Annotated in this window: 23 protein-coding genes; 6 read left to right on the top strand and 17 right to left on the bottom strand. The window is 73.7% G+C overall.

The window, feature by feature from the left end; all coding sequences use genetic code 11:
• Positions 1-5: 5 nt before the first annotated feature.
• From ABZY33_RS04740 to ABZY33_RS04715, 6 genes are read right to left on the bottom strand one after another with little or no spacing between them, the layout of a single operon-like run.
• Positions 6-749 (bottom strand): DUF4310 family protein, encoded by a 744-nt coding sequence (locus ABZY33_RS04740; protein WP_356490009.1) that lies wholly within the window; start codon positions 747-749, stop codon positions 6-8.
• A gap of 13 nt (positions 750-762) precedes the next feature.
• A complete protein-coding gene (locus tag ABZY33_RS04735; RefSeq protein ID WP_356490008.1) occupies positions 763-1,551 on the bottom strand; it encodes a DUF4311 domain-containing protein in 789 nt (262 codons plus the stop codon).
• Between the two features lie 4 nt (positions 1,552-1,555).
• Entirely contained in the window at positions 1,556-1,891 is a 336-nt protein-coding gene (locus tag ABZY33_RS04730) for a DUF4312 family protein (protein WP_356490007.1), read from the bottom strand.
• Positions 1,888-2,256 (bottom strand): SFCGS family glycine-rich protein, encoded by a 369-nt coding sequence (locus ABZY33_RS04725; protein WP_356490006.1) that lies wholly within the window; start codon positions 2,254-2,256, stop codon positions 1,888-1,890. The genes ABZY33_RS04730 and ABZY33_RS04725 overlap by 4 nt, the downstream gene beginning before the upstream one ends.
• A 23-nt stretch (positions 2,257-2,279) precedes the next feature.
• Positions 2,280-2,675 (bottom strand): hypothetical protein, encoded by a 396-nt coding sequence (locus ABZY33_RS04720; RefSeq protein ID WP_356490005.1) that lies wholly within the window; start codon positions 2,673-2,675, stop codon positions 2,280-2,282.
• Positions 2,676-2,721: 46 nt separating this feature from the next.
• Complete coding sequence (locus tag ABZY33_RS04715; RefSeq protein WP_356490004.1) at positions 2,722-3,828, bottom strand: amidohydrolase/deacetylase family metallohydrolase; 1,107 nt, start codon at positions 3,826-3,828, stop codon at positions 2,722-2,724.
• Positions 3,829-4,042: 214 nt separating this feature from the next.
• Here ABZY33_RS04715 and ABZY33_RS04710 point away from each other — a divergent pair, with 214 nt between their 5' ends.
• The gene (locus ABZY33_RS04710; protein WP_356490003.1) at positions 4,043-4,789 is read left to right on the top strand and encodes an IclR family transcriptional regulator; all 747 of its coding nucleotides are present in this window, start codon (positions 4,043-4,045) and stop codon (positions 4,787-4,789) included.
• A 30-nt stretch (positions 4,790-4,819) separates the two neighbouring features.
• Here the strand turns inward: ABZY33_RS04710 and ABZY33_RS04705 are convergent, their stop codons facing one another.
• On the bottom strand, positions 4,820-5,020 hold the full coding sequence (locus ABZY33_RS04705; protein ID WP_356490002.1) for a hypothetical protein: 201 nt from the start codon (positions 5,018-5,020) through the stop codon (positions 4,820-4,822).
• A 103-nt stretch (positions 5,021-5,123) separates the two neighbouring features.
• Here ABZY33_RS04705 and ABZY33_RS04700 point away from each other — a divergent pair, with 103 nt between their 5' ends.
• The gene (locus ABZY33_RS04700) at positions 5,124-5,600 is read left to right on the top strand and encodes a peroxiredoxin (protein ID WP_356490001.1); all 477 of its coding nucleotides are present in this window, start codon (positions 5,124-5,126) and stop codon (positions 5,598-5,600) included.
• A 23-nt stretch (positions 5,601-5,623) separates the two neighbouring features.
• Here the strand turns inward: ABZY33_RS04700 and ABZY33_RS04695 are convergent, their stop codons facing one another.
• Genes ABZY33_RS04695 through ABZY33_RS04685 form a run of 3 tightly spaced genes read right to left on the bottom strand, consistent with a single transcriptional unit; the run spans position 5,624 to position 9,541 of the window.
• Positions 5,624-7,693 (bottom strand): iron ABC transporter permease, encoded by a 2,070-nt coding sequence (locus ABZY33_RS04695; protein ID WP_356490000.1) that lies wholly within the window; start codon positions 7,691-7,693, stop codon positions 5,624-5,626.
• 7 nt (positions 7,694-7,700) lie between these two features.
• On the bottom strand, positions 7,701-8,675 hold the full coding sequence (locus tag ABZY33_RS04690; protein ID WP_356489999.1) for an iron-siderophore ABC transporter substrate-binding protein: 975 nt from the start codon (positions 8,673-8,675) through the stop codon (positions 7,701-7,703).
• Positions 8,672-9,541 carry an ABC transporter ATP-binding protein gene (locus ABZY33_RS04685; RefSeq protein WP_356489998.1) on the bottom strand — a complete coding sequence of 290 codons (870 nt, stop codon included), beginning with the start codon at positions 9,539-9,541 and terminating at the stop codon, positions 8,672-8,674. Before ABZY33_RS04685 ends, ABZY33_RS04690 begins: the two co-directional genes overlap by 4 nt.
• Positions 9,542-9,821: 280 nt before the next feature.
• Between ABZY33_RS04685 and ABZY33_RS04680 the strand changes: the two genes are divergently transcribed.
• The 3 genes from ABZY33_RS04680 to ABZY33_RS04670 all read left to right on the top strand — a co-directional run bounded on the left by ABZY33_RS04680 (position 9,822) and on the right by ABZY33_RS04670 (position 12,304).
• Complete coding sequence (locus ABZY33_RS04680) at positions 9,822-10,187, top strand: hypothetical protein (RefSeq protein ID WP_356489997.1); 366 nt, start codon at positions 9,822-9,824, stop codon at positions 10,185-10,187.
• Positions 10,188-10,262: 75 nt separating this feature from the next.
• Positions 10,263-10,841, top strand: coding sequence for a carbonic anhydrase (locus tag ABZY33_RS04675; protein ID WP_356489996.1), 579 nt, complete (start codon positions 10,263-10,265; stop codon positions 10,839-10,841).
• 8 nt (positions 10,842-10,849) lie between these two features.
• Positions 10,850-12,304, top strand: coding sequence for a SulP family inorganic anion transporter (locus ABZY33_RS04670; protein WP_356489995.1), 1,455 nt, complete (start codon positions 10,850-10,852; stop codon positions 12,302-12,304).
• A gap of 61 nt (positions 12,305-12,365) precedes the next feature.
• On the opposite strand, the gene ABZY33_RS04665 is transcribed toward ABZY33_RS04670, so the two are convergent.
• The 6 genes from ABZY33_RS04665 to ABZY33_RS04640 form a co-directional block, all read right to left on the bottom strand.
• Positions 12,366-12,776, bottom strand: coding sequence for a Rid family hydrolase (locus tag ABZY33_RS04665; protein WP_356489994.1), 411 nt, complete (start codon positions 12,774-12,776; stop codon positions 12,366-12,368).
• A gap of 79 nt (positions 12,777-12,855) precedes the next feature.
• The gene (locus tag ABZY33_RS04660) at positions 12,856-14,181 is read right to left on the bottom strand and encodes a lipase family protein (RefSeq protein ID WP_356489993.1); all 1,326 of its coding nucleotides are present in this window, start codon (positions 14,179-14,181) and stop codon (positions 12,856-12,858) included.
• 205 nt (positions 14,182-14,386) lie between these two features.
• Complete coding sequence (locus ABZY33_RS04655) at positions 14,387-15,154, bottom strand: NPP1 family protein (protein WP_356489992.1); 768 nt, start codon at positions 15,152-15,154, stop codon at positions 14,387-14,389.
• A 136-nt stretch (positions 15,155-15,290) separates the two neighbouring features.
• Positions 15,291-16,448, bottom strand: coding sequence for a S1 family peptidase (locus tag ABZY33_RS04650; protein ID WP_356489991.1), 1,158 nt, complete (start codon positions 16,446-16,448; stop codon positions 15,291-15,293).
• A 172-nt stretch (positions 16,449-16,620) separates the two neighbouring features.
• Positions 16,621-17,103, bottom strand: a complete 483-nt coding sequence (locus tag ABZY33_RS04645) for an HIT family protein (RefSeq protein ID WP_356489990.1) — start codon at positions 17,101-17,103, stop codon at positions 16,621-16,623.
• Positions 17,104-17,164: 61 nt separating this feature from the next.
• On the bottom strand, positions 17,165-17,998 hold the full coding sequence (locus tag ABZY33_RS04640; protein ID WP_356489989.1) for a Cof-type HAD-IIB family hydrolase: 834 nt from the start codon (positions 17,996-17,998) through the stop codon (positions 17,165-17,167).
• Between the two features lie 167 nt (positions 17,999-18,165).
• On the opposite strand from ABZY33_RS04640, the gene ABZY33_RS04635 reads away from it, so the two are divergent.
• The gene (locus ABZY33_RS04635) at positions 18,166-18,978 is read left to right on the top strand and encodes an alpha/beta fold hydrolase (RefSeq protein WP_356489988.1); all 813 of its coding nucleotides are present in this window, start codon (positions 18,166-18,168) and stop codon (positions 18,976-18,978) included.
• Between the two features lie 610 nt (positions 18,979-19,588).
• On the opposite strand, the gene ABZY33_RS04630 is transcribed toward ABZY33_RS04635, so the two are convergent.
• A complete protein-coding gene (locus ABZY33_RS04630) occupies positions 19,589-21,121 on the bottom strand; it encodes an MFS transporter (protein WP_356489987.1) in 1,533 nt (510 codons plus the stop codon).
• Positions 21,122-21,182 lie beyond the last annotated feature (61 nt).

Genomic DNA, 21,182 nt, shown 5'->3' with positions numbered 1-21,182 from the left:
GGCGCTCACTTGCCGGGGATGGGGAAGAAGAATCCGGCGACCATGGCGCCGATGATGGCGCCGCCGGTCAGCGGTTTCTTCCACGCGTAGAACAGGGCGGCGCCGAGGGTGGAGCCGAGGCCGACCGGGAGGGAGGCGGTGGCGGCGGAGATGATGACGAGGGGGCCGAGGTAGCGCCCCGCGGAGTTCCCGGCGCCCATCATCACATCGGCGCCGAACGTCGAGGTGCCGCCGGTGGAGTTCACCGTGGCGCGGCGGATGACGAGGATGGCGATGCCGATGAGCGCGCCGAGCAGGGCGCCCACGGGGATGGCGAGCCAGAAGTGCTGGAGCGGCGCGGTGAAGCCGGCGGCGAGCAGCATGGCGGGGATGCCGATGCCGACGCCGGTCTGCAGGGAGCCGCCGATGTCGAGGATGCCGACCATGGGGCCCTCGATGATGCGGGCGAAGAGGAAGCCCGCGCCGAACGCGGCGGCGGCTCCGTAACTGCCGCCCGCCATACCGGCCTTGAGCATGGAGGCGACGGCGACCTCGTTGAACACGCCGGTGTCGTAGACGTAGTAGAGGTGGGTGCCGGTGAAGATGCCCGCGGCCAGGCAGGCCACGAAGACGGGGAAGGCCCATTCGGAGAGCCAGAAGCTGCCCTCGCCGGGCACCTTGGTGAGGAAGCCGCCCCGGGCGGGCCCGGTGGCCGGGGTCTGGGTGGGTATGCCGCCCGCGGCGGGCACGGTCGTCGATGAGTCGGTCATGGCGCTGCCTGCCTCACTGGGGCTTGGTGCCGGTGGCGTCGTGGAACTGCAGGAGCCAGTGCGGGACGGAGACCTTCATCTGCGTGAGCAGGGTGAGGTCGGTGCCACGCAGGAAGGTGCTGGCCGCGAAGAGCACGATCACCGCGCCCGCCAGGGACTTGGTGACCTTGGTCCAGCCGAGGTCGTCGACGCCCTTGCCGATGACGATGCCGAGCACGATGCCGGGCACGGCGTTGCCCATGACGAGGTGGCCGAGGCCGCCGAGGACGGTGCCCCAGGCTCCGGTGCGCCGGCCCGCGTCGACGGCGGCCATCCAGAAGATGATCGGCATGACGGGGTTGATCAGCCACTCGGAGGCGGGGCCGAGCACCTTGGCGGCGACGTCCTGGAGCGAGTGCGGGATGGAGGCGGCCGTCGTGTTGAGCAGCGTGATCAGCAGCATGCCCACGACGGTGCCGGTCAGCGCCATCCGGCGGGGGTTGTGCAGAGTCTCCGCGAGGTTTCGGTTCTTGGCCATCGCGACCGAGGCGGTCCAGTGCGGCACGATGCGGTGGTCCACGTCGCCGGTCAGGGCGCCGGTGCCGACCGCGGTCGACCAGGCGTTGAAGAGGAAGCCGAGGCCGAAGGAGAAGTGGGCGACGGGGTCGTTCTGGCAGGCGTTCAGCTCGCCCAGGGTGCGGAAGGCGCCCATGCCCTGGACCTTGGGGGCGTGGAACATACGGGCCACACCGGCGCTGGCGCCGAAGCCGATCAGGCCGCCGATGACAAGGGATTCCAGCAGGACGGTGAGGGTGTGATTCATCGGGTCACCTCATGCGCAGTGCGTGCTGGAGCGGGGTGAGCCGCTCCTCGCGCACCGTGAAGTCGAGGGCGTCCAGGTCGAGCGAGGCCACCTGGACCTCGATGCGCAGCGTGATCTCGTAGCGCCGGCGGGTGCGGGGGAAGAACAGGCCGAGGAACCGTTCGGTCCAGCGGTGTTCGACCGCGGAGACGACGTCGAGTTCCAGGGGTTCGACCCGGAAGGAGACGCCGTCGGTGCGTTCGCCGACGGCCGACTGCACCTGTCCGATGGCGGTGGCGAACGCCTTCTCCCTGGTGGGTCCCGAGCCGCTGAGCCGCAGCGTGTGCCGGACCTGGTTCACGAGGCCTCCTTGCCCAGCTTCTTCAGCAGCGCCTCGGTGACCTTGAAGCCGAGCTCCTCGCTGTCGAGGAAGCCGAAGCCGAGGACGGTGCGGCCCTGCTCGACGGCGGTCACCCCGGCCTGGGCCGAGCGCATCCCGAACTCGATCTCGTGGCCGTACTTGGCCTTGGCGGTGACGGCGCCCGCGCCACCGCTGCCGCAGAAGGAGATGCCGAGGTCGGCTCCTTCGGCGGCCATCACGTCGCCCACCTTCATGTCGGCGCCGGGGCCGGGGATGAGGACGGGCTCGCCGCCCGCGGCGCGGATGCCGTCGGCGACCGCCTGGCCCTTGCCGAGCCGGTGTCCGATCACGATCTTGACTGTCATGGCGGTGCTCCCTGAGGGGTCGGTCATGCCTGCGCGGTGGGCTGGTGCTGAAGCTGTGCCGCCGCCTCGAAGTGCAGGGCGAGCAGCAGGACTTCGGTGTCCCGGGCGGGGAAGTCGCGGGGGGTGCAGTAGGTGTCGAGGAGGGTGCGGACCGCGGCCATGCGGCCGGGGGCCACTTCGGCGGCCAGCTGGTCGTCGAGCGCGTCGAGGTGCTCGGCGTCGCGGACCCGGCGCACGAAGGCGAGCGCGTGCACGGCGAGGGCGAGGGACCGCGTCCCGTCGAAGACGATGCCGCTCGTGTCCGCGTAGGCCTGGGCGAGCGGCAGGAACGCCGTCAGGTCCGCCCGGTCCTCGTCGGTGACGGGGCGGGCGGTGTCCTGGACGGTCTGTGCCAGGCGCTCGATCAGGGGGGTGGTCATGCACGGGCCTTTCGGGGGTCGGTTCGGTGGGGCGCGCGCGGGCGGGTCACGGAACCGGCAGGGTGCGCGGGTCTCCGGCGCGGATGACGGCGACCGCGCGGAGCCGGCCGGCCGCGGTGCGGGTGGCGCCGTCGGCGTCGGTCAGCGTCGTGGCCTCGTCGGTGTGGCGCAGCAGGGTGAGATCGGCCGCCGAGCCGGGGCGCAGCGTGCCCAGTTCGTCCTCCATGCGCAGGACCTGGGCGGCGTGCAGGGTCGCGCAGCGGATCACCTGCTGCGGGGTGAGGCCGAGCGCGAGGAACTTGGTGAGGGTGGTGACGAGGGAGTGCACCGGGCCCTCGATGTTGCGGTGGTGCAGGTCGGTGCTGATGGTGTGCGGGGTGAAGCCGGCGGCGAGGGCCCGCTCGGCGGTGGCGAAGCTGAGGCTGGCGCTGCCGTGGCCGACGTCGAGCCGGACACCGCGCTCCACGGCGGCCCGCGCCTGCGGCTCGCTGCCGAACAGGCCGCCGGGTTTGCCGTGGAAGGCGTGGGTGACCACGTCGCCTTCGCCCAGCAGGTCGAGTACGTCGCCGAGGTGCGGGGGCTCGTTGCCGACGTGGACCATGACCGGTACGCCGGCCCGGGCGGCCACGCGCTTGGCGGCCTTCAGGGGGGCGAGGCCGCTGTCGCCGAGGACGGAGGCGCTCATCCGCACCTTGATGCCGCGCGCCCGCCCGGGGTGCGCCCGCAGCACCTTCTCGGTGGCGGCCTCGTCGATGTCGTCGGGGCCGCGCGAGAGTTCGTGCCGGCCGTGCACGAGGCCGTGGCGGGAGATGTTGAGCCAGTTCAGGACGCGGGTGGCGGCCGGGCCGACAACGTTTTCCGTGAAGTCGTCCCAGGCGTCGCTGCCGCAGCTGCCCGCGTCGACCACGGTGGTGACGCCCTGGTCGACGCCGATCGCGTCGGCGCGGACGCCGAGGTAGGTGCCGGGTGCGTAGACGTGGGTGTGCAGGTCGATCAGGCCCGGCGCGACGAGCAGCCCGGTGGCGTCCAGCCGCTCGGCGCCGGTGAGGGTGCCGGGGGCGCCGACGGCGGCGATCCGGCCGTCCCGTACGGCGAGGTCACCCGGTTCCGGCTCGGGCCGCAGAGGATCGGCCAGCAGCCCACCGGTGACCACGAGATCGAATCGTTGCGGGGGTAGGGAGGAAGATCCGTGTACAGCCATGGACGGCCGCCTTTCCCGGGCGTGAGAGTGGTGCGCGTGCGGCGGCCCGTGGAGTGGACGGCCGGATCCGCACCAGGAGGAGGCTTCGACCGCGTTCCGTAGCGTAGAATGACGTTCCGCTGTACGGACCGATTGGCAACATAGCCCGCTTCTCCTCGGAGGGTCAATGGAACCGAGCAAGCCCGCGAATTCCGTCGTCAAGGCGCTCCGGGTGCTCCACGCGGTGGCCCGCGCCGACGGGCCGCACCGGCTGGGCGACATCGCGGAGCGCTCCGGCGTCTCCAAGGCCTCCACCCACCGGGTGCTGGCCACCCTCGTCGAGGAGGGTTACGCCGCGCCCGACGGCGAGGGGCGGTACGGCTGCGGTGTGCAGCTGCGCGCACTGGCGGCGCAGGTGCTGGCCGACGACGCGGTCGGCATCGACGCGGTGCTGCGCGCCCTGCAGCAGCGGCTCGGTCAGGCGGTCCACCTGGCCGTGCTCAGCGGGGACCACGCGACGTACACGCACAAGGTCGACCCGGGCCACGCGTACCGCATCGCCACCGATGTCGGCGCCCCGCTCCCGCTGCACGCCACCGCGGCGGGCAAGGCCCTGCTCGCCCATCTGCCGCCCGGGGAGGCGGCGGAGATCCTGGGCCGTACCGGGCAGCCGGCCCGGACGCCGCGCACCCACACCGACCGCTCCGCCCTGCTGACGGAACTCGCCGCGATCCGCGCCGCGGGCTACGCCACCGACTACGAGGAGGCGGACGCGTCCATCTGCTCCCTGGCGGCGCCGGTGCTCGACGCCGACGGCACGGCGGTCGGCGCCGTCTCGGTCTCCTCCCTCACCTTCCTGGTCACGGAGGCCCAACTGGCCGCGTTCGCCCCCGCGGTGATGCAGGCGGCCCAGGACGTCTCGCGCCGGTTGTGACCCCTGCGCGCAGGAGCCGCGTCCCGCGCGTCACCCCTCGTCCGCTCCCGGCAGCCGCGTGGACCCGTCGGACCAGTGGTTGATCCAGCCGCAGGCACCGCAGGCGTAGCGGCCGTTGATCCCGGCGACGACGGTGCCGCAGCCTCCGCACTGTTTCTCCGTGACCTGCTGTCCGGCCAGGAACCGCGCGGCGGCGGCCGCCCTCTCCACGTTCCGATCGTGCGCGTTCATGGGCCGCCCCTACCCAGGGGAGCGCTCCGGCAACGACGCACGAGCGCCGCGTAGGATCGCGCGTGCCTGTTCCGCACCGTCCCAGCGTCGTCGGGAGCCTGTCGTGTCCGCGTCCCCCCGCATTCAAGCCGGCTCCCTGGTGGAGGACTTCACCCTGCCCGACGAGACGGGCGCGCCGACGGCGCTCTCCGCTCTGCTCGCCGGGGGACCGGTGGTGCTGTTCTTCTACCCGGCCGCGCTGACGCCCGGCTGCACCGCGCAGGCCTGCCACTTCCGGGACCTCGCGGCCGAGTTCGCGGCGGTCGGCGCCCGGCCCGTGGGGATCAGCGCGGACGGCGTGGAACGGCAGCGGGAGTTCGCCGGTCGGCACACCTTCGGGTTCCCGCTGCTGTCCGACCCGCGGGGCGAGGTGCGCGGGCGGTTCGGGGTGGCCCGCGGGTTCGGGCCGCTGCCGACCAAGCGGGCCACGTTCGTCATCGGCACCGACCGCCGCGTCCTCGCCGTCGTCCGCAGCGAGTTCCGGATGAGCGCGCACGCGGACCGGGCGCTGGCGGCGCTGCGCGCGGCCGGCACCCGGTAGCACCGCCGCCCCGGCCCCGCCCGCTACCGGCGGCTGCGGACGAGCAGGTACACGAAGTACGGCGTCCCGACGACGGCCGTCACCAGTCCGGCGCCGAGCTGCGCCGGGGCGATCACGGTCCGGCCGAGCAGGTCCGAGCCGCACACCAGCACCGCCCCGAGCAGCATCGCGACCGGGACGACCCGTACGTGGCGACGGCCGACCAGGGCGCGGGCGGCATGCGGCGCGACGAGCCCCACGAAGCCGATCGTGCCGGCGGCGGCCACGGCCGTGGCGCTCAGCACGACGCTCAGCACCAGGAAGCCGAGCCGGCCGCGCCCGAGGGCGAGGCCGAGCAGCCGCGGCGTGTCCTCGTCGAGGGAGACCAGGTCGAGTTCCCGGCGCCGGACGACCGCCACGGCGGTGGCGATCACCAGCACGGCGGCGACGGGCAGGACGTCGGGGAAGGTGCGCCCGTACGTCGACCCCGACAGCCAGGTCAGGGCCTTGGTGGCGCTGAACCGGTCGGTGAGCACGATCAGCAGGCTGATCAGCGCGGTCGTTCCCGTGGCGACGCCGATACCGATGAGGACGAGCCTGCTCTGCAGGAAACCGCCCTTCGCCGCGAGCCCGAAGACGAGGGCGGAGCTGAGCGCGGCGCCCGCGAGCGCCGCCCCCGCGATGCCCCACGAGCCGGCGCCGGGGACGCTGGTCACGAGCGCGACGGCGCCGAGCGCGGCGCCGCCGGAGACGCCGAGGACCCCGGGTTCGGCCAGCGGGTTGCGCGTCACGGACTGCACGAGCGTGCCGGACAGGGCGAGCGCGGCGCCCGCGCCGAGGGCGGCGCAGACGCGGGGCACCCGGGTGTCGAGCACGAAGCTGACGGCCTGTCCGGCCCGCCCGCTCGCCCAGTTGGCCACGTCGCCCAGGAGCAGCGTGCTGTCGCCGACGAGCACCGCCGCGGTCACCGCGCCGGCCAGGACGGTGCCGAGGACGACGACGGTGACGGTGAAGGCGGCGCGGCTCGGGACGCGCAGCCGCTCCGGCGCCGCGGCGGCGTCGCCGTCACGCATCCGTACCGCCATGACGACGAGGAAGACGGCGCCGACGATGCTGGTGACCACGCCCGTGGGGACGGTCACCGCGGTCTCGGCGGACGTCACCGTCCGCAGCAGGACGTCGGCGCCGAGCACGAGGGCCGCGCCGAGGAGTCCGGCGACGGGGATGCGCAGCCGGTGCCGGACCAGCGGCCGGACGCGGCGGGCCAGCAGACGGACGAGGGCGGGCGCGCACAGCCCGACGAAACCGATGGGGCCCGCGAGGGTCACCGCCGCCGCGGAGAGCAGCGCGGCGAGGACGACCGTGGTGACCCGCGTGCCGCGGACGGGGACGCCCAGGCCGCGCGCCGCCTCGTCGCCGAGGGTGAGGGCGTCGATCCGGCGGGCCAGGAGCACGACGCCGGCGAGGGCGGCGAGCACGACGGGGCCCATGCGGACGACTCCGTCGAACCCGTTCTGGCCGATGCTGCCCTGCGCCCACTGGTAGAGACCGTCGGTGGACTCCGGGAACAGGAGCAGCAGCGCCTCGGCGACGGCGTTCAGACCGAGGGTCAGCGCGCTGCCCGCGAGGACGAGGCGGACGGTGCCGGCGCCGCGGCCGGCCAGGGTGAGGACGACGGCGGCGGCCGCGAGAGCGCCGAGGAACGCCACCGTCGACGAGGCCAGCAGCGGCAGGCGCACGCCGCTGACGGTGAGCACCCCGAGGGCGAGGTACGAACCGGCGTTGACGGCAAGGGTGTCGGGGGCGGCGAGCACATTGCGGCTGATCGCCTGGAGGGCGGCGCCGGCCGCGCCGAGGGCGACGCCGACGAGGATGCCCGCGCACATGCGCGGCAGCCGTGAGGCGACGACCACGGAGGCGTCGCCGGGGTCGGCCCGGCCGGTGAGGGCCTTGTAGACCTGGCTCGCGCCGACGGACGCGGTGCCCTGGGTGATGTCGACGACGGCGAGGACGAGGACGAGAAGGACGAGCCCGGCCGTCACCGCGACCGCGCCCGCGGGGGGCGGGGCCGTGCGCACGGGCGTGACGGCGGGGGGCGGTGCGGTGACGGTCACGGCGCCGCTACTTCGTGAGCGTGCCGAGGACGGCGTCGATGTACTTCTCCATCGACTTCGGCCCGCCGAACATCCAGATGCCGTCGTCCAGGCGGTGCACGTGGCCCGCCTTGACGAACGGCAGCGACGTCCAGACGGAGTTGTGCGCGAGGTCCTTGGTGAAGACGTCGGCCTCGGACGTGTTGCCGATGTAGACGAACCGCACGTCCGCGCCGAGCCCGGTGAGCCCTTCCACGTCGGTGGTGGCGAGGCCGTAGTCCTTGTCGCCCTTGATCTTCCAGGCGTTCTTCAGCCCGAGCGCCTCGTTGACGGCGCCGACCTGGGAGCCGCTGGTGTAGCCGCGTACGGAGACCTGGTTGGAGGCGGAGTAGCCGTCGGCGAAGGCGATCTGCGCGCCGTCGAGCCCGGCCCGCTCCAGTTCCTCGCGGCCCTCGGCGACCTTGGCCTCGAAGGACGCCTTGACGGTCTTCGCCTTCTCCTCGGTGCCGGTGGCCTCGGCTATGACGTCGAGCGTGTCGTTCATCTGCCCGATCTGGTCCGTGCCGTCGGCGGAGGTGACCTGGAGGACCGGGGCGATCTTCTTCATCTGCTTGATCGCGGCGGCCGGCAGGTCGGTCGTGGCGACGATGAGGTCGGGGGTGAGCCCGGCGATCGTGTCCATGCTGGGCTCGCCGCGGGTGCCGATGTCCTTGGGCGCGTTCGTCAGCGGGGCCGCGGTGTCCCAGGCCGTGTAGCCCTTGACGTCGGCGACGCCGACGGGGTCGACGCCGAGCGTGACGAGGGACTCCACGACGTTCCACTCGGTGCCGACGACCTTGGTGGCCGGGTGGTCGAGGGTGACCTTCGCGCCCTTGGCGTCGGTGACGGTGATCTTCCCGGACGGGTCGCCGGCGGAGCCCTTGGCCGGCTCGGACGTGCCGCAGCCGGTCAGGACGAGGGCCGCGGCGGCGGTGGCGGCCGCGGTGATCAGGAGGCGTCTCATGGCGTGCTGTGGAGCCTTTCGCTTCTGCTGTGGTGACGGCCGATCGCGCGGGTGCGCAGCCGGCCGGTGAGCGGGTCGGTGTCGACGTCGATGCGGATGCCGTACGTCGCGGAGAGGGCGTTCGGCCGCAGGACGTCCTCGGGCGGCCCGTCGGCGATCACGCGCCCGGCGCTGAGCAGGACGATGCGGTCGGCGACGGCGGCGGCCTGGTCGAGGTCGTGCAGGACCACGCCGACCGCGATGCCGTCGTCGGCGAGGTCGCGCATGAGGTCGAGGAGTTCGACCTGGTAGCGCAGGTCGAGGTAGGTCGTGGGCTCGTCCAGCAGGAGTACGCCGGTCTGCTGGGCGAGGCAGCCCGCCAGCCAGACCCGCTGCAACTGGCCGCCGGAGAGCTGGTCGACCCCGCGGCCGGCGAGGTCCGCGACGCCGGTCATGGCGAGCACGTGCTCGACCACGGCGGCGCCGTCCGGGTCGGCGCCGCCCCAGCGCCCGCGGTAGGGGTAGCGGCCGAACTCCACCACGTCCCGCACGGTCAGCCCGGCCGGCGTGGGCCGCCCCTGTGTCAACAAGGCGACGTGGCGCGCGAACTGACGGGTCGTGAGGGCGAACCCGTCGGCGGCGTCGGCCGTCCTGGCGTCGAGGGTCAGGGTGCCGGCCCGGGCCACCTGCAGCCGGGCGATCGTGCGCAGCAAGGTCGACTTGCCGCTGCCGTTCGGGCCGACCAGGGCGGTCACTTCGCCGGGCCGCAGGACGAGGGCCGCGTCGTGCACGACGTCGACGCCGTCGTAGGCGACGGTCACCTGCGCGGCCGACAGCTCATGGCCGCGCGGACTTGGGGCGCTGCCTGCGCGTTCACCAGATCTCACGTAACGAAGGTTAGCCTAACCTTACCTATTCGAGAACCACCCGCCCCCGAACGGCCACCCCGAGCGCGAAGCGCATATGCGCCGAGCATCTGCGCGGCCTTCCAGTGCGTCGTTCACGCCAATCGACCGCACTTTTCACGCTTCCTCGCGGAGGAAACACCCCGTTAACCCGGCGATCACCTTTGCACAGCTAATCTTCCTCTTGACCTACAGTTGACCAACCGTTGGTCCGTACTTGGCACAGGACTGCGCGGAGGGAGGGCAGGTGTTGCGAGGTCGCATGGCCCGTACCTGGGTGACGCTCATCCTCTCCGCCCTGTTGGCCCTCTCATCGGGCGCTTCCGTCCGCGCGTTCACTCCCGCACACATGTCCGACCCGCCGGCGCTCTCCGCGCCCGGCGAGCCGGGTCCGTCGGCCGGCCCCGGCGACGGCACCCACCCCCGAGACCCTGTCGAGGTGTTCCGCACCCGGGACCGGTACCGCGCGGCCGCGGGCAGTACGCGCCTTCCCTGCCCCGCCCCCCTCACCCCGGCCCGGCGGCCGCCGGCGCTCGCGCCGTCCGCCCCGGGCGAGGCGGCGCGCCCCCGCCCGGGCAGAGCCGTGCCGGACCTCACCGCGGCCACTCTTCAGGTCTTCCGCTGCTGACAGGCGCCCCGACGCTCCGCCCTGTCCTGTCAGCCCGACGCGCCCCCACGGCGCGCCAGGAGGAATCACCCCATCATGCAGCCCCTCATCGACCATGCCCGTACGTTCGGACAACGCCCTGAGGAGTTCGCCCGGCTCGCCGAGGGCCAGTCCCCCCAGGTCCTCTTCATCACCTGCTCCGACTCGCGCGTGGTGCCGGCGCTGATCACCGGCGCCCGTCCCGGGGAGCTCTTCGAGCTGCGCACGGCGGGCAACATCGTGCCCGCCCCCACCGGCGGCCCCTGCGGGGAGACCGCCACCATCGAGTACGCCGTCGAGGTGCTCGGCGTCCAGGACGTCGTCGTGTGCGGACACTCGCACTGCGGCGCGGTCGGCGCGCTGGTGCGCGGCGACGACCTCACGGCGGTGCCGGCCGTACGCGACTGGCTCGCGCACGCCGCGGACCACCCCGCGACCGGGGACCCCGCGGACCCGGCCGTCGCCGACGCCGTCCAGCATCATGTCCGCGCCCAGCTGGCGCGGCTGCGCGCGTACCCGTGCGTCGCGCGCCGGCTGGCGGACGGCCGGCTGCGGCTGCACGGCTGGTACTACGAGGTCCATACCGGGAGCGTGCGCGTCCACCGTCCCGCGACCGACTCGTTCGAGACCCTGTGAGCGCCGCGATGCCCACCTACCCCCACCTCAAAGCGGACTTCACCGCCTCCCTTGTCGTCTTCCTCGTCGCGCTCCCGCTCTGCGTGGGCGTGGCCGTCGCCTCGGGCGTGCCCGCCGAACTCGGCCTGGTCACCGGCATCGTCGGCGGCATCGTCACCGGGCTGATGCGCGGCAGCAGCCTCCAGGTCTCCGGCCCCGCCGCCGGGCTGACCGTGCTGGTCTACGAGGCCGTGGACGAGTTCGGCCTGCCGGTGCTCGGCGTCGTCGTCCTGGCGACCGGGCTGCTCCAGATCGGCATGGGCGCCCTGAAGGTCGGCCGCTACTTCCGGGCCATCTCCGTCTCGGTCGTCGAAGGCATGCTGGCCGGCATCGGACTCGTGCTCATCGCCGGCCAGTTGTACTCCGTCCTGGCCGCCGAGGCGCCGGAATCGGGGCTCGGCAAGATAGCCGGGCTGCCCGAGGCCCTCGTCGGGGCGGTGGACAGCGCCGCGTCGCTCGCCTCCCTGGCCCTGGGCGCCGGCACGGTCGCGATCCTCGTGCTGTGGAAGCGGCTGCCGGCGCGCGTGCGGGTCGTACCGGGGCCGCTGGCCGCCGTCGGCCTGGCGACCGCCGTCGCGGTCCTGGTCGACGCCCCGGTGGCGGCCGTCGAGGTCAACGGCCTGCTCGGTGCGGTCCAGCCGCCGTCCCTGGACGCGTTCGGCGAGCTGGCGGGGGTCGGCCTGCTCGGCACGGTCGTCGCGTTCACGCTCATCGCGTCGGCCGAATCCCTGTTCAGCGCTGCGGCGGTGGACCGGATGCACGACGGGCCCCGCACCGCCTACGACAAGGAGCTGATGGCTCAGGGCACGGGCAACGCGGTGTGCGGGCTGCTCGGCGCGCTGCCGATGACGGCGGTGATCGTGCGCAGCTCGGCCAATGTGCAGGCCGGGGCGCGCACCAAGGCCTCGCGCGTCCTGCACGGCTTCTGGCTGCTGCTCTTCGCGGCGCTGCTGCCCGGCGTCCTCGCCTTCATCCCGATCCCGGCGCTCGCGGGCGTGCTGGTGCACGCCGGAGCCAAGCTGATCCCGGTGCGCTCGCTCGTGGGCCTGTGGCGTGCGCACCGCGGCGAGGCGCTGATCCTGGTCGTCACCGCGGTGTCGATCGTCGCGGTCAGCATGTTCGAGGGCGTCCTGATCGGGGTCGCCCTGTCCGTCGTCAAGGCGGCGTGGGACGCCTCGCAGGTGAAGGTGGAGGTCATCGACAAGGGGGCCGGACCGGTGCAGGCGTACCTGTCGGGCAACGTCACGTTCCTGCGGCTGCCGAAGATACTCGACAGCCTGGAGGCCCTGCCGCAGGACCGCCCCGTCGAACTGCACCTGGCGGGGCTGCACCACCTCGACCACGCGTGCCGGACGGCGCTGGAGAGCTGGGCGGAGCGGCACAGCTCCGCCGGGACGGAACCGGTGAAGGTCACCGCGCACTGACGCGGGCGGGCCCGCCCGCCCCGGTTCGCGGGGGCGGGCGGGCCTTGGCGTGCGCCGGGACTCAGGCGTCGAGCACGGCCGCGACGGCCTCGATCTCGACGAGCTGGTCGTGGTAGCCGAGCACCGTGACCCCGAGCAGGGTGCTCGGCACGTCGTGCGCGCCGAAGGCGTCCCGGACCACTTTCCAGGCCACAACCAGGTCTTCCTGGCGGGCCGACGCCACCAGCACGCGGGTGCTGATGACGTCCTCCAGGTCGGCGCCGGCCGCCGCGAGGGCGGTCCGCAGGTTCTCCAGGCACTTCGCCGCCTGGCCCGCGTAGTCCCCGACGGCCGCGGTCGAGCCGTCCTGCTCCAACGGGCAGGAGCCGGCGAGGAAGACGAGCCGGGCGTCGGCCGGCGCCGTGGCCGCGTACGCGTACTCGGCGACGTCGGACAGGGCGTCGGAGCGGATCAGGGTGACGGCGCGGACCATGGGCGCGAGGATCCCTTCGGAAAGCGGGAGCAGGAAGCCGGAAGCAGGAACGGTCAGGGGCGGAAGCCCCGTCATGGTGTCACGGCTGGCCCGGCAGGGACGCGCAATTAGAGCCGGTGGGCTCACCGGAGAGGCGGTCGGTGAGCCAGGAGATGGCGCTGCCCTGGTCGGTCAGGAGCGGCGCGAAGTGGTTGAGCAGGGCGCGGCCCACGTCGGGCAGGCGCACCGGCTGGTACGTGACCTGCGCGCCGCGGCCGCACCAGTCGACGGCCAACTGGCGTGCCTGGCCGTGCGGGACGAGGTTGTCGCTGACGCCGGTGGCCACCCGGACCGGGCCGGCCGGCTTCAGGGTGCCGATCCGCTGCTCGGCGAGGAACTCCTGCAGCCGCGGTTCGGCCTGGATGATCTCGGCGAGGGTGGCGCCGTCGGTGGTCCAGGCCGAGCTGCGCACCGAGTTGTAGGCCAGGATGCTGTCGCCCACGCACATCGTCGACAGGTCCTTCAGTGCGGCCCGGCCCTTGTCGTTGAGGTGGGCCTCGGCGATCGGCCGCAACTCCGGGTCGGACTGCAGGAATCCGTTGAGGGACCAGCCGAGGGCGCCCGCGAGGTCGGTGCCGTCGATCCCCCGCACCGTCTCGGTCAGGTCGGCGGGCGGCGCCCCCGCGTAGGTACCGGCGAGGGTGATGTCCGGCGCGTAGTCCGGCTGGAGTTCGGCGGCCGCGGCCGCGGCGCCGCCGCCCTGGCTGTAGCCGAAGAGGCCGACGCGAGAGGCGGCCGTCACCGTCGCGCCCGGGAGCGCGCGGGCGGCGCGGACCGCGTCGAGCACGGCGTGCGCGCCGTCGAGCCGGTTGACGTAGGTGTGCAGGCGGTCGGTGGCGCCCAGGCCGACGTAGTCGGTGACGACGACGGCGACGCCCTTGGCGAGGAGCCGGTAGATCGACAGGTCCTCGTACCCCACCGACACGGTCTGTCCGTTGAGGCTCAGCGGGTGCTCCAGGCCGAGCGAGGCGGCGCACTGGTCGCCCTGGCCCATGGTGCCGGGGGCGACGGCGACCAGGGGCCGGGCGCCGGCGCCGCGCCAGCGGGCCCACGGTTCGATGTAGGCGCCGGTGACCGCGGCCGGGCCGCCGGTCGAGTCGGTCGTGCGGTACATGATGCGGGTCGCCTTGCCGGGCAGCGGGCCGTGCAGCGTGGGCAGGCTCAGCGCGAGCGGCAGCGGCTCGCTGCGCACCAGCGCGCCGTCGGCGGCGGGCAGTTCGGCGGGCGGGTCGTAGAAGGCGGGGATGGTGACGCCGCGCGAGACCTCGTTCGCCGACGCGGTCGACGCGGCGGCGGGCAGGGCCTGGGCGCCGAGGCAGGCGGCGGCGGTGACAGCGGCGGCCAGCAGGCGGGTGGAAGCGGGCAAGGCGGACCTCCTGAGTGCAGGCGGAGCCGGGCTCCGTGACCCGGCGGCGGACGGCCGGACGCGAGCCGGCCGCCGGCGCGGGCGAGCGGCGGTCCCACCGCTCACACGCGTCGCCGGGACGGTACCGACCCTGGCGTTACCGCCGGTAGCACTCCGGTGGTTACGGTTCAGTAACTTACTTATGCGTACAACTGCGGGACCGGGGTCACGCGTTGACGTCGAAGGGCACGCCGGCGGGCAGGGCGGCGGCCAGATGGCTGGCGAAACTCGCGTCCTTCAGGCCGAAGTTGGCGCTGCCGAAGTCGTAGGAACTGAGCTTGTCGCGCAGCCCGGCCGGATAGCCGTTCCAGCCGACCAGGGCCGGGAACTGCCAGGTGCCGCGGTGGTTCTCCGGCGGCTCGTCATTGGTGTTCGCCGGACGGAAGCAGTGCGTCCCGATCCCGTCCTTGTGGTAGACGATCTTGGGGTGGGTGCCGTCCCAGCGGATCTCGTCGCGCGGGTGGACGGAGAACCCGCCGTGCGCGGAGGTGGCGACGTACTGGGCCTGACCGTCGTGCACCCAGACGACCACGTGCTCCCAGTCGTTGCGGTGCCCGCCGAGCCCGCTGCCGGCCACCGCCTGGTCCTTCTCGAAGTACAGGCCGTACAGGACGGCGCACCAGCCGTTGTTGCACTTGGAGCGGGAGTAGCCGTTGGTGTTGGCGAGGTCGGAGGCGTCGCGGCACTGCCCGTTCAGGGCGCCGCTCGGCTTGAGGCCGCCGTTGACGGTCCCGTCCGCCCCGATCGCGGGGGTCGGGTAGCAGCCGTCGGTGTCGTAGTCGTACGCGGGCTGGTACGTCTGCTCCGTGGCGTCGGCGTTCGCGGGCAGGGCGCCGGGCGGGGCGGCGAGTGCGGGGCCGGCGAGGCCGAGCACGAGGGCGAGGGCGCCGCCGGTGGCCAGAGCGGCTCGGCGGATGGTCCGGGTCGGATTCACGGGGGTCTCCTGCGTCACTGTGGGGGCATGACAGTGATGTCATGCCCCCGACAGCTTCGAACGACTCCTTCGTGCAACTCGCCTGAACAGGCGGCGAATTGGCGGTGCGCCCGCGACACGAAGCGCGGGCCCGGGATCAGGCCGTGTGCAGGGTCAGCCCGTAGCGGCCCAGGATCTCGTTGATGGGCTGGTACCAGGTCTCACCGCCGCTGGAGCAGTTGCCCCAGCCGCCCGAGGTGACGCCCTGGGCCTGGTCGCCGCTGATGAACGAGCCGCCGGAGTCACCGGGTTCGGCGCACACGCTCGTCTTGGTCATCTGATGGACGGCGCCCTGGCTGTAGTTGACGGTCTCGTTCTTGGCGAGGACGGTCCCGCAGTGCCAGTGGGAGGTGGAACCCGAGCGGCAGATGGACGCGCCGACCGGGGCCTCGGCCGAGCCGCGCACCAGCTGGTCGGAGACGGTGCCCCAGCCGAGGACGACCGGCACCGTCCACCAGCCGCTGCCGACGTTGACCCACGCGTAGTCATTGTCGGGGAAGGACGAGCCCTGGAAGTTGCCGACGTAGGAGCCGTCCCAGCCGCTGACGCTCTGCCCCGCCCCGCCGCAGTGTCCGGCGGTGACGAAGCCGCCCTGGACGGAGAAGCCGATGGAGCAGCGAACGTTGCCGGTGTAGTACGGGTCTCCGCCGACCGTGCCGGCGGCGAAGGTGGTGGGCGCGTGCTCGGTGGCGTGGACGGTGAGCGGCCCGGTCCTGCCCGCGCGGGCGAGGAAGGTCTTGACATCGTTGTCGGACTGCCGGTCGGCGAGCACCTCGACCACGACGCGGTTGGACTTCCAGTCCACGCGCCAGCTGCTGACCCCGCTCGGGGCGTGCAGTGCGTCGATGCGCTTCTTGGCCGCGTCGAGCTGGGCGGCGCTGCGGCCGACGACCTCGACCCGCGCGCCGGTGGCCCGGACGGCCGCTGCCTTGGCGCTCCCCGCGACCGCGACGGTCAGCTCCCGCGCGCCGGAGGTCAGCCAGGAACCGGCATAGGCCGCTCCCGCGGCCCGGCGCGCCTGTTTCTCGGTGGCGGCCGCCTGTTTCTCCGCGGCCAGCCGCGCCTCGGCCTGGGCCGCGGTGAGGCCGAAATCGCGCTGCATGGCGGCGAGGATGCCGTCGGAGGCGGCGGCCCGCCCGGTCGTCCGCGGGGTGTCCGCGCCGGCCGCCTGGGCCGGGAGGAAGCCGGCGGTGGCGCAGGCGCCGGAGACCAGCAGCGCGGTCAGCACGGCACGTATAGGTCTGGTACGTCGCATGGATCAGCCCTTCGTCGTTCCCGTATGTGGGGGTGGAACAGGGTGGAGCCAACGATCGGACCGCCAGCTGGGAGCGCTCCCCTGGCGTGTCGGTGGGGAGCCTAGCGAGGGATCATGAACAGGTCCATGCCAATGGAGGGGTGGGTTCCGGCCGGGGTCGCGGTTCGGCCGGTCACAGGTGGGCGCGGAGGGCGTGGGCCAGGGCGTCGGCGTCGTCCGCGCTCACGTGTTCCGCCTCGGGGTGGCGGAGGTAGGCGAAGACGCGGGGCCCGCGCCGGGCGGCGTCCAGCGTCGCCGAGCGCGGCACCAGGTGGACGTGGACATGGGTGAACCCCTCGGCCTCGGCGAACTGTGCCACGTACGTCTTGGCGCACCCGGTCACCTCGCGCAGGGCCCGGGCCGCTCGGACCTGCCACCCGCCGAGCGTGCCGGCTTCCGCGTCGGTGAGGTCGTGGACCGCCGAGACGTGGCGCCGGGGCAGCAGGACCAGCCAGCCCGGCAGGGCGGTGCCGACGGCGTGGGCGAGTCGCCAGTGCGGGTCGAAGGCGATGCGTTCGCGGGGCGGCAGCTCCGTGAACCGGGCTTCGTTGCCGCAGGCGTAGCAGTCGGGGGTGGCGGGGCGGTCGCCGAGGAGTGCGGGCGGGTCGGAGGTCATGGGTCCACGATGCGTGAACCCGGCGCGACGTGGGGCGTCCGGCCCGCCCGAAGGCCCTGGGTCAGTCCTCCGCGGGGAGGTCCAGGATCTCCCGGATCGTGCGCACGACCCCGTCCTGGGTGTGGGAGGGGGCCTGGTGGCGGGCGCGGCGGCGCACCTCGGGATGGGCGTCGGCCATGGCGTACGACCAGTCGGCGGCGTCCAGCATCTGCAGGTCGTTGAGGTAGTCGCCGAACACCATGGTCTGCGCGGCGGTGACGCCGAGCGCGCGCTGGAGGCGGCGGACCGCCTCGCCCTTGTTGGCGGCGGGCGCCATGACGTCGACCCAGTGTTCGCTGGAGACGACGACCTGGTGGGTCTCGGCGAGGGCGGCGAGCGCCGGGGCGGTGGTCTCCTCGGCGCGGCCGAAGTCGAAGAGGGCGACCTTGATCACCTCGTCGTCGACGGCCGTGGCGTCCGCGACGACCTGGTGGCGGTGGTAGTACTTGCGCACCTCCGTCATGAACGCCTCGTCGGACCGCTCCACGTACGCGGACCGCTTGCCGCAGACGACGACGCCCGCGTCGACGCCCGCGTCCCCGAGCTGCCGCACCGTCTTGACGAGCCACGCGGCGACGGCGGACTCCAGCGGATCGGAGCTGATCTCGGCGCCGCCGCGGACGACGTACGTGCCGTTCTCCGCGATGTACACCATGCCGCCGTCGTCCACGGCGGCGAACTGGTCGGCGAGGGTGGCGTACTGACGGCCGCTGGCGGGGCAGAAGACGATGCCGCGCCGGTCCAGCTCGGCGAGCAGCGGCCAGAAGGTGTCCGGGACGCGCCCTTCGGCGTCCAGGAGCGTGCCGTCCATGTCGCTGACGATGAGACGGATGTCGGGGCGGTGGTGCGTGTTCACAATCGTTCCTCAGTACGGGTCCTCCCACTGTAGTGAGGGTCCCGGCCGCCGCGGAGAACGACTCCGCGCACGCCATCGGGGCCGGTAATCCCCTTGATCGACACCTGGGGCGGGGCCTACCGTGCCGCGGACCGGCCGGTGGCGGCCGCCCATGACAGGAGTGCGTGATGCATCAGCTCAGGGTGGCGGGAGCCATGCTGCGGTACGACGACGCGGGGCCGTCGGCGGGGGACGCGGTCGTCCTGCTCCACGGCCATCCGTTCGACCGGACGCTCTGGCGGCCGCAGGCGGAGGCGCTGGCCGCGGCCGGGTACCGGGTGCTCACGCCGGATCTGCGGGGGTACGGCGCGAGCGACGTCACGCCGGGCAGCGTCCCGCTCTCCCGGTTCGCCGACGACGCTGCCGCGCTCCTCGACCACGTCGGCGTCGGCAGCGCGGTGGTCGGCGGGGTCTCGATGGGCGGGCAGATCGCCATGGAGTTCCATCTGCGCCATCCACGGCGAACCCGCGCCCTCGTCCTGTCCGACACGTCGGCGCCCGCCGAGACGGCCGAGGGCAAGGCGGTGCGCAATCGCCTCGCGGACCGGTTGCTCGCCGAGGGCATGGCCGGGTACGCCGAGGAGGTCATCGACAAGATGCTCGCCTCCTACAACGTGGCGGCGCTGCCGGATGTCGCCGGACACGTCCTCGGCATGATGCGGGCCACCGATCCGCGGGGCGCCGCCGCCGCGCTGCGCGGGCGGGCCGAGCGGCCCGACTACCGCGACAGCCTCGCCGCGGCCCGGGTGCCCGCGCTGGTCGTGGTCGGTGCGGACGACGCCTATACGCCGGTCAGCCAGGCCGAGTCGATCGCCCGGCTCGTCCCGGACGCCACCCTCGCAATCATCGAGCAGGCCGGCCATCTGCCGGGGGCGGAGCAGCCCGAGCGGTTCAACGGGGTGCTCCTGGACTTCCTGCGCACCCACTGTCCGGCCGCGTAGCCCCGCGCGGGGCCACCTCCGTGTGGCGGGTCAGCCGACCGGACCGCGCCTGGTGAGGTCGCCGACCCGCCCCTGAGTTCGGTCGTGGCGCTGTTGCTGCCCGAGGCCCTGCCCGCCGGCGTGCGGGGCCGCCTCCATGTGGCGGGTCAGCCGGGCCGCACCTGATCAGTTCGGACCACACCCGTAGCCCCGACTCGCCCCTGAGCGCGGACGAGTTGCTGCGGCGCCCGGGCCCGTACCCGGCGAGACGCGGAGCCACCCCATCCGGCCAGGCAACCGACCAGGCCGCACCTGATCAGTTCGGACCACACCCATAGCCCCGACTCGCCCCTGAGCGCGGACGAGTCACTGCGGCGCCCCGGCCCGTACCCGGCGAGACGCGGAGCCACCCCCGTCCGGCCGGGCAACCGACCAGGCCACACCTGGTGTGTTTCGTCCACGCCCGCGGTCCCGAGCCATACACACCGGCGCGCGGGACCTCCCCCATGGAACCGGGCCGCCCCTGGCGAGTCCGGTCCACACCCCCGGCCACGGCTCTCCCCCGAGCCCGGTCAAGGCGCAGCCGTCGCCCGGGCCCGCGCTCACCCACCCGTGCGCACCGGCGCCACGCTCACACTGGCTCCGTGGCCGGGATCGGCGCGCGTGGCGCCGTGCGCTCGGCCCGGTGCAGGAGCGCCGCCGCGATCAGGCCCCCGGCCAGCACCGCCGCCGCGCCGACGAGTTGGCCGGTCTCCAGGGCCGAGCCGAACGCCCGCGTCACCGTGGACCGCTCGCCGGGCGACTCCGCCGCGGCCAGGGCGGCGGGGAGCGAGGCCGCGGTCACCGGGACCAGCGCGGAGAAGCGGGCGCTGAGCACTGCGCCCAGAACCGCGACGCCCAGGCCGCTGCCGAACTCGGTGACGGTGCCTTCGATGCCCGCCCCCGCGCCCGCCTTCTCCCGGGGCATCGAGCCGAGGACCGCGACGGCCATCGCCGGGTTGGCGAAGGCGCAGCCCACCCCCATCAGGACGAGCCCGGTGAGCAGTCCGCCGTACCCGTCCACGACGCGTCCGGCGACCGCGACCGCCGCCAGCCCGCAGGCCAGCAGCGTCATGCCGAGCGCCACCGCGCCCGGGATGCCGAGCCGGGCGCTGAAGCGGGCCGAGACTCCGGTGAAGTTGAGCAGGACGACGGTCAGCGCGAACGGCGCGGTGCGCAGCCCCGCCTCCAGCGGGCCGTAACCGAGCACGAACTGGAGTTGCTGCGTCAGCAGGAACAGGGCGCCGCCACTGCCGAACGTGATGAGCAGCGCACCGAACACGGCTCCGGTGAAGGTCCGGTTGCGGAAGAAGCTCATGTCCAGCATGGGATGGGGGAAGCGGCGCTCCCAGACCACGAAGGCGGCCAGGGCGCAGGTGCCGGTGGCGGCGCCGACCAGCACGTGGGCGGAGTCCCACCCGTGGTCGGGCCCGGAGACGACGGCGTAGACGAGCGCGGTCATGGCGACGGTCGACAGCGCGGCGCCCGCCAGGTCGGGCCGGTGGCTGCCGTCGGCTCTGCTCTCCGGGACGAGGACGGCGACGGCGCCCAGGCCGAGGACGACGACGGGCAGGTTGACCAGGAAGAGGGAGCCCCACCAGAAGTGGTCGAGGAGGACGCCGCCGACGAGCGGTCCGGCGGCGAAGCCGAGGGCGTTGACCGCGGCCCAGATGCCGATGGCGCGGACCCGCTCGTCCTCGTCGAAGACCTGGACGGCGACGGCGAGCGTGGTGGTGAGCAGCAGCGCACCGCCGATGCCCATGCCGGCCCGCGCGGCGGTCAACTGACCCGCGCTCTGGGCGAGTCCGGCCGCCAGCGACCCGGCGCCGAAGAGCGCGAGTCCGCTCAGGAGAAGACGCCTGCGGCCGTAACGGTCGGCTGCGGCGCCCGCGGTGAGGAGCAGCCCGGCCTGCACGAGGACGTAGGCGTTGATGATCCACTGGATCTGTGCCGTGCTCGCGCCGAGGTCGTCGGTGAGGGTGGGGACGGCGACGTTCAGGATCGTGTTGTCGAGGATGACGACGAGTTGCGCGAGGCAGATCACGCCCAGGATCAGCCAGCGGCGCGGGTCCCGGGCCGCGGGAGGCGCGAGGGCGGGCTGCTCGGCGGCGGGCGTCGCCGTCATGCGGGCTCCTTCGGGGCGGGCGCGGGACGGCATCGGGCACACCCCGCAGGATAGGTTAGGT

Origin of the sequence: Streptomyces sp. NPDC006552 (assembly GCF_040611655.1) — a bacterium.
Classification (GTDB): Bacteria; Actinomycetota; Actinomycetes; order Streptomycetales; family Streptomycetaceae; genus Streptomyces.
Note: the sequence above shows the minus strand (reverse complement) of the source record. Positions and strands in the feature narration are given on the sequence as shown.

Coding starts and splice junctions, on each gene's coding strand:
- ABZY33_RS04720 (WP_356490005.1), bottom strand. CDS start 2,675: ATGACCACCCCCCTGATCGAGCGCCTGGCACAGACCGTCCAGGACACC.
- ABZY33_RS04690 (WP_356489999.1), bottom strand. CDS start 8,675: ATGAGACGCCTCCTGATCACCGCGGCCGCCACCGCCGCCGCGGCCCTC.
- ABZY33_RS04740 (WP_356490009.1), bottom strand. CDS start 749: ATGACCGACTCATCGACGACCGTGCCCGCCGCGGGCGGCATACCCACC.
- ABZY33_RS04670 (WP_356489995.1), top strand. CDS start 10,850: ATGCCCACCTACCCCCACCTCAAAGCGGACTTCACCGCCTCCCTTGTC.
- ABZY33_RS04705 (WP_356490002.1), bottom strand. CDS start 5,020: ATGAACGCGCACGATCGGAACGTGGAGAGGGCGGCCGCCGCCGCGCGG.
- ABZY33_RS04665 (WP_356489994.1), bottom strand. CDS start 12,776: ATGGTCCGCGCCGTCACCCTGATCCGCTCCGACGCCCTGTCCGACGTC.
- ABZY33_RS04675 (WP_356489996.1), top strand. CDS start 10,263: ATGCAGCCCCTCATCGACCATGCCCGTACGTTCGGACAACGCCCTGAG.
- ABZY33_RS04710 (WP_356490003.1), top strand. CDS start 4,043: ATGGAACCGAGCAAGCCCGCGAATTCCGTCGTCAAGGCGCTCCGGGTG.
- ABZY33_RS04680 (WP_356489997.1), top strand. CDS start 9,822: ATGGCCCGTACCTGGGTGACGCTCATCCTCTCCGCCCTGTTGGCCCTC.
- ABZY33_RS04650 (WP_356489991.1), bottom strand. CDS start 16,448: ATGCGACGTACCAGACCTATACGTGCCGTGCTGACCGCGCTGCTGGTC.
- ABZY33_RS04645 (WP_356489990.1), bottom strand. CDS start 17,103: ATGACCTCCGACCCGCCCGCACTCCTCGGCGACCGCCCCGCCACCCCC.
- ABZY33_RS04635 (WP_356489988.1), top strand. CDS start 18,166: ATGCATCAGCTCAGGGTGGCGGGAGCCATGCTGCGGTACGACGACGCG.
- ABZY33_RS04630 (WP_356489987.1), bottom strand. CDS start 21,121: ATGACGGCGACGCCCGCCGCCGAGCAGCCCGCCCTCGCGCCTCCCGCG.
- ABZY33_RS04735 (WP_356490008.1), bottom strand. CDS start 1,551: ATGAATCACACCCTCACCGTCCTGCTGGAATCCCTTGTCATCGGCGGC.
- ABZY33_RS04725 (WP_356490006.1), bottom strand. CDS start 2,256: ATGACAGTCAAGATCGTGATCGGACACCGGCTCGGCAAGGGCCAGGCG.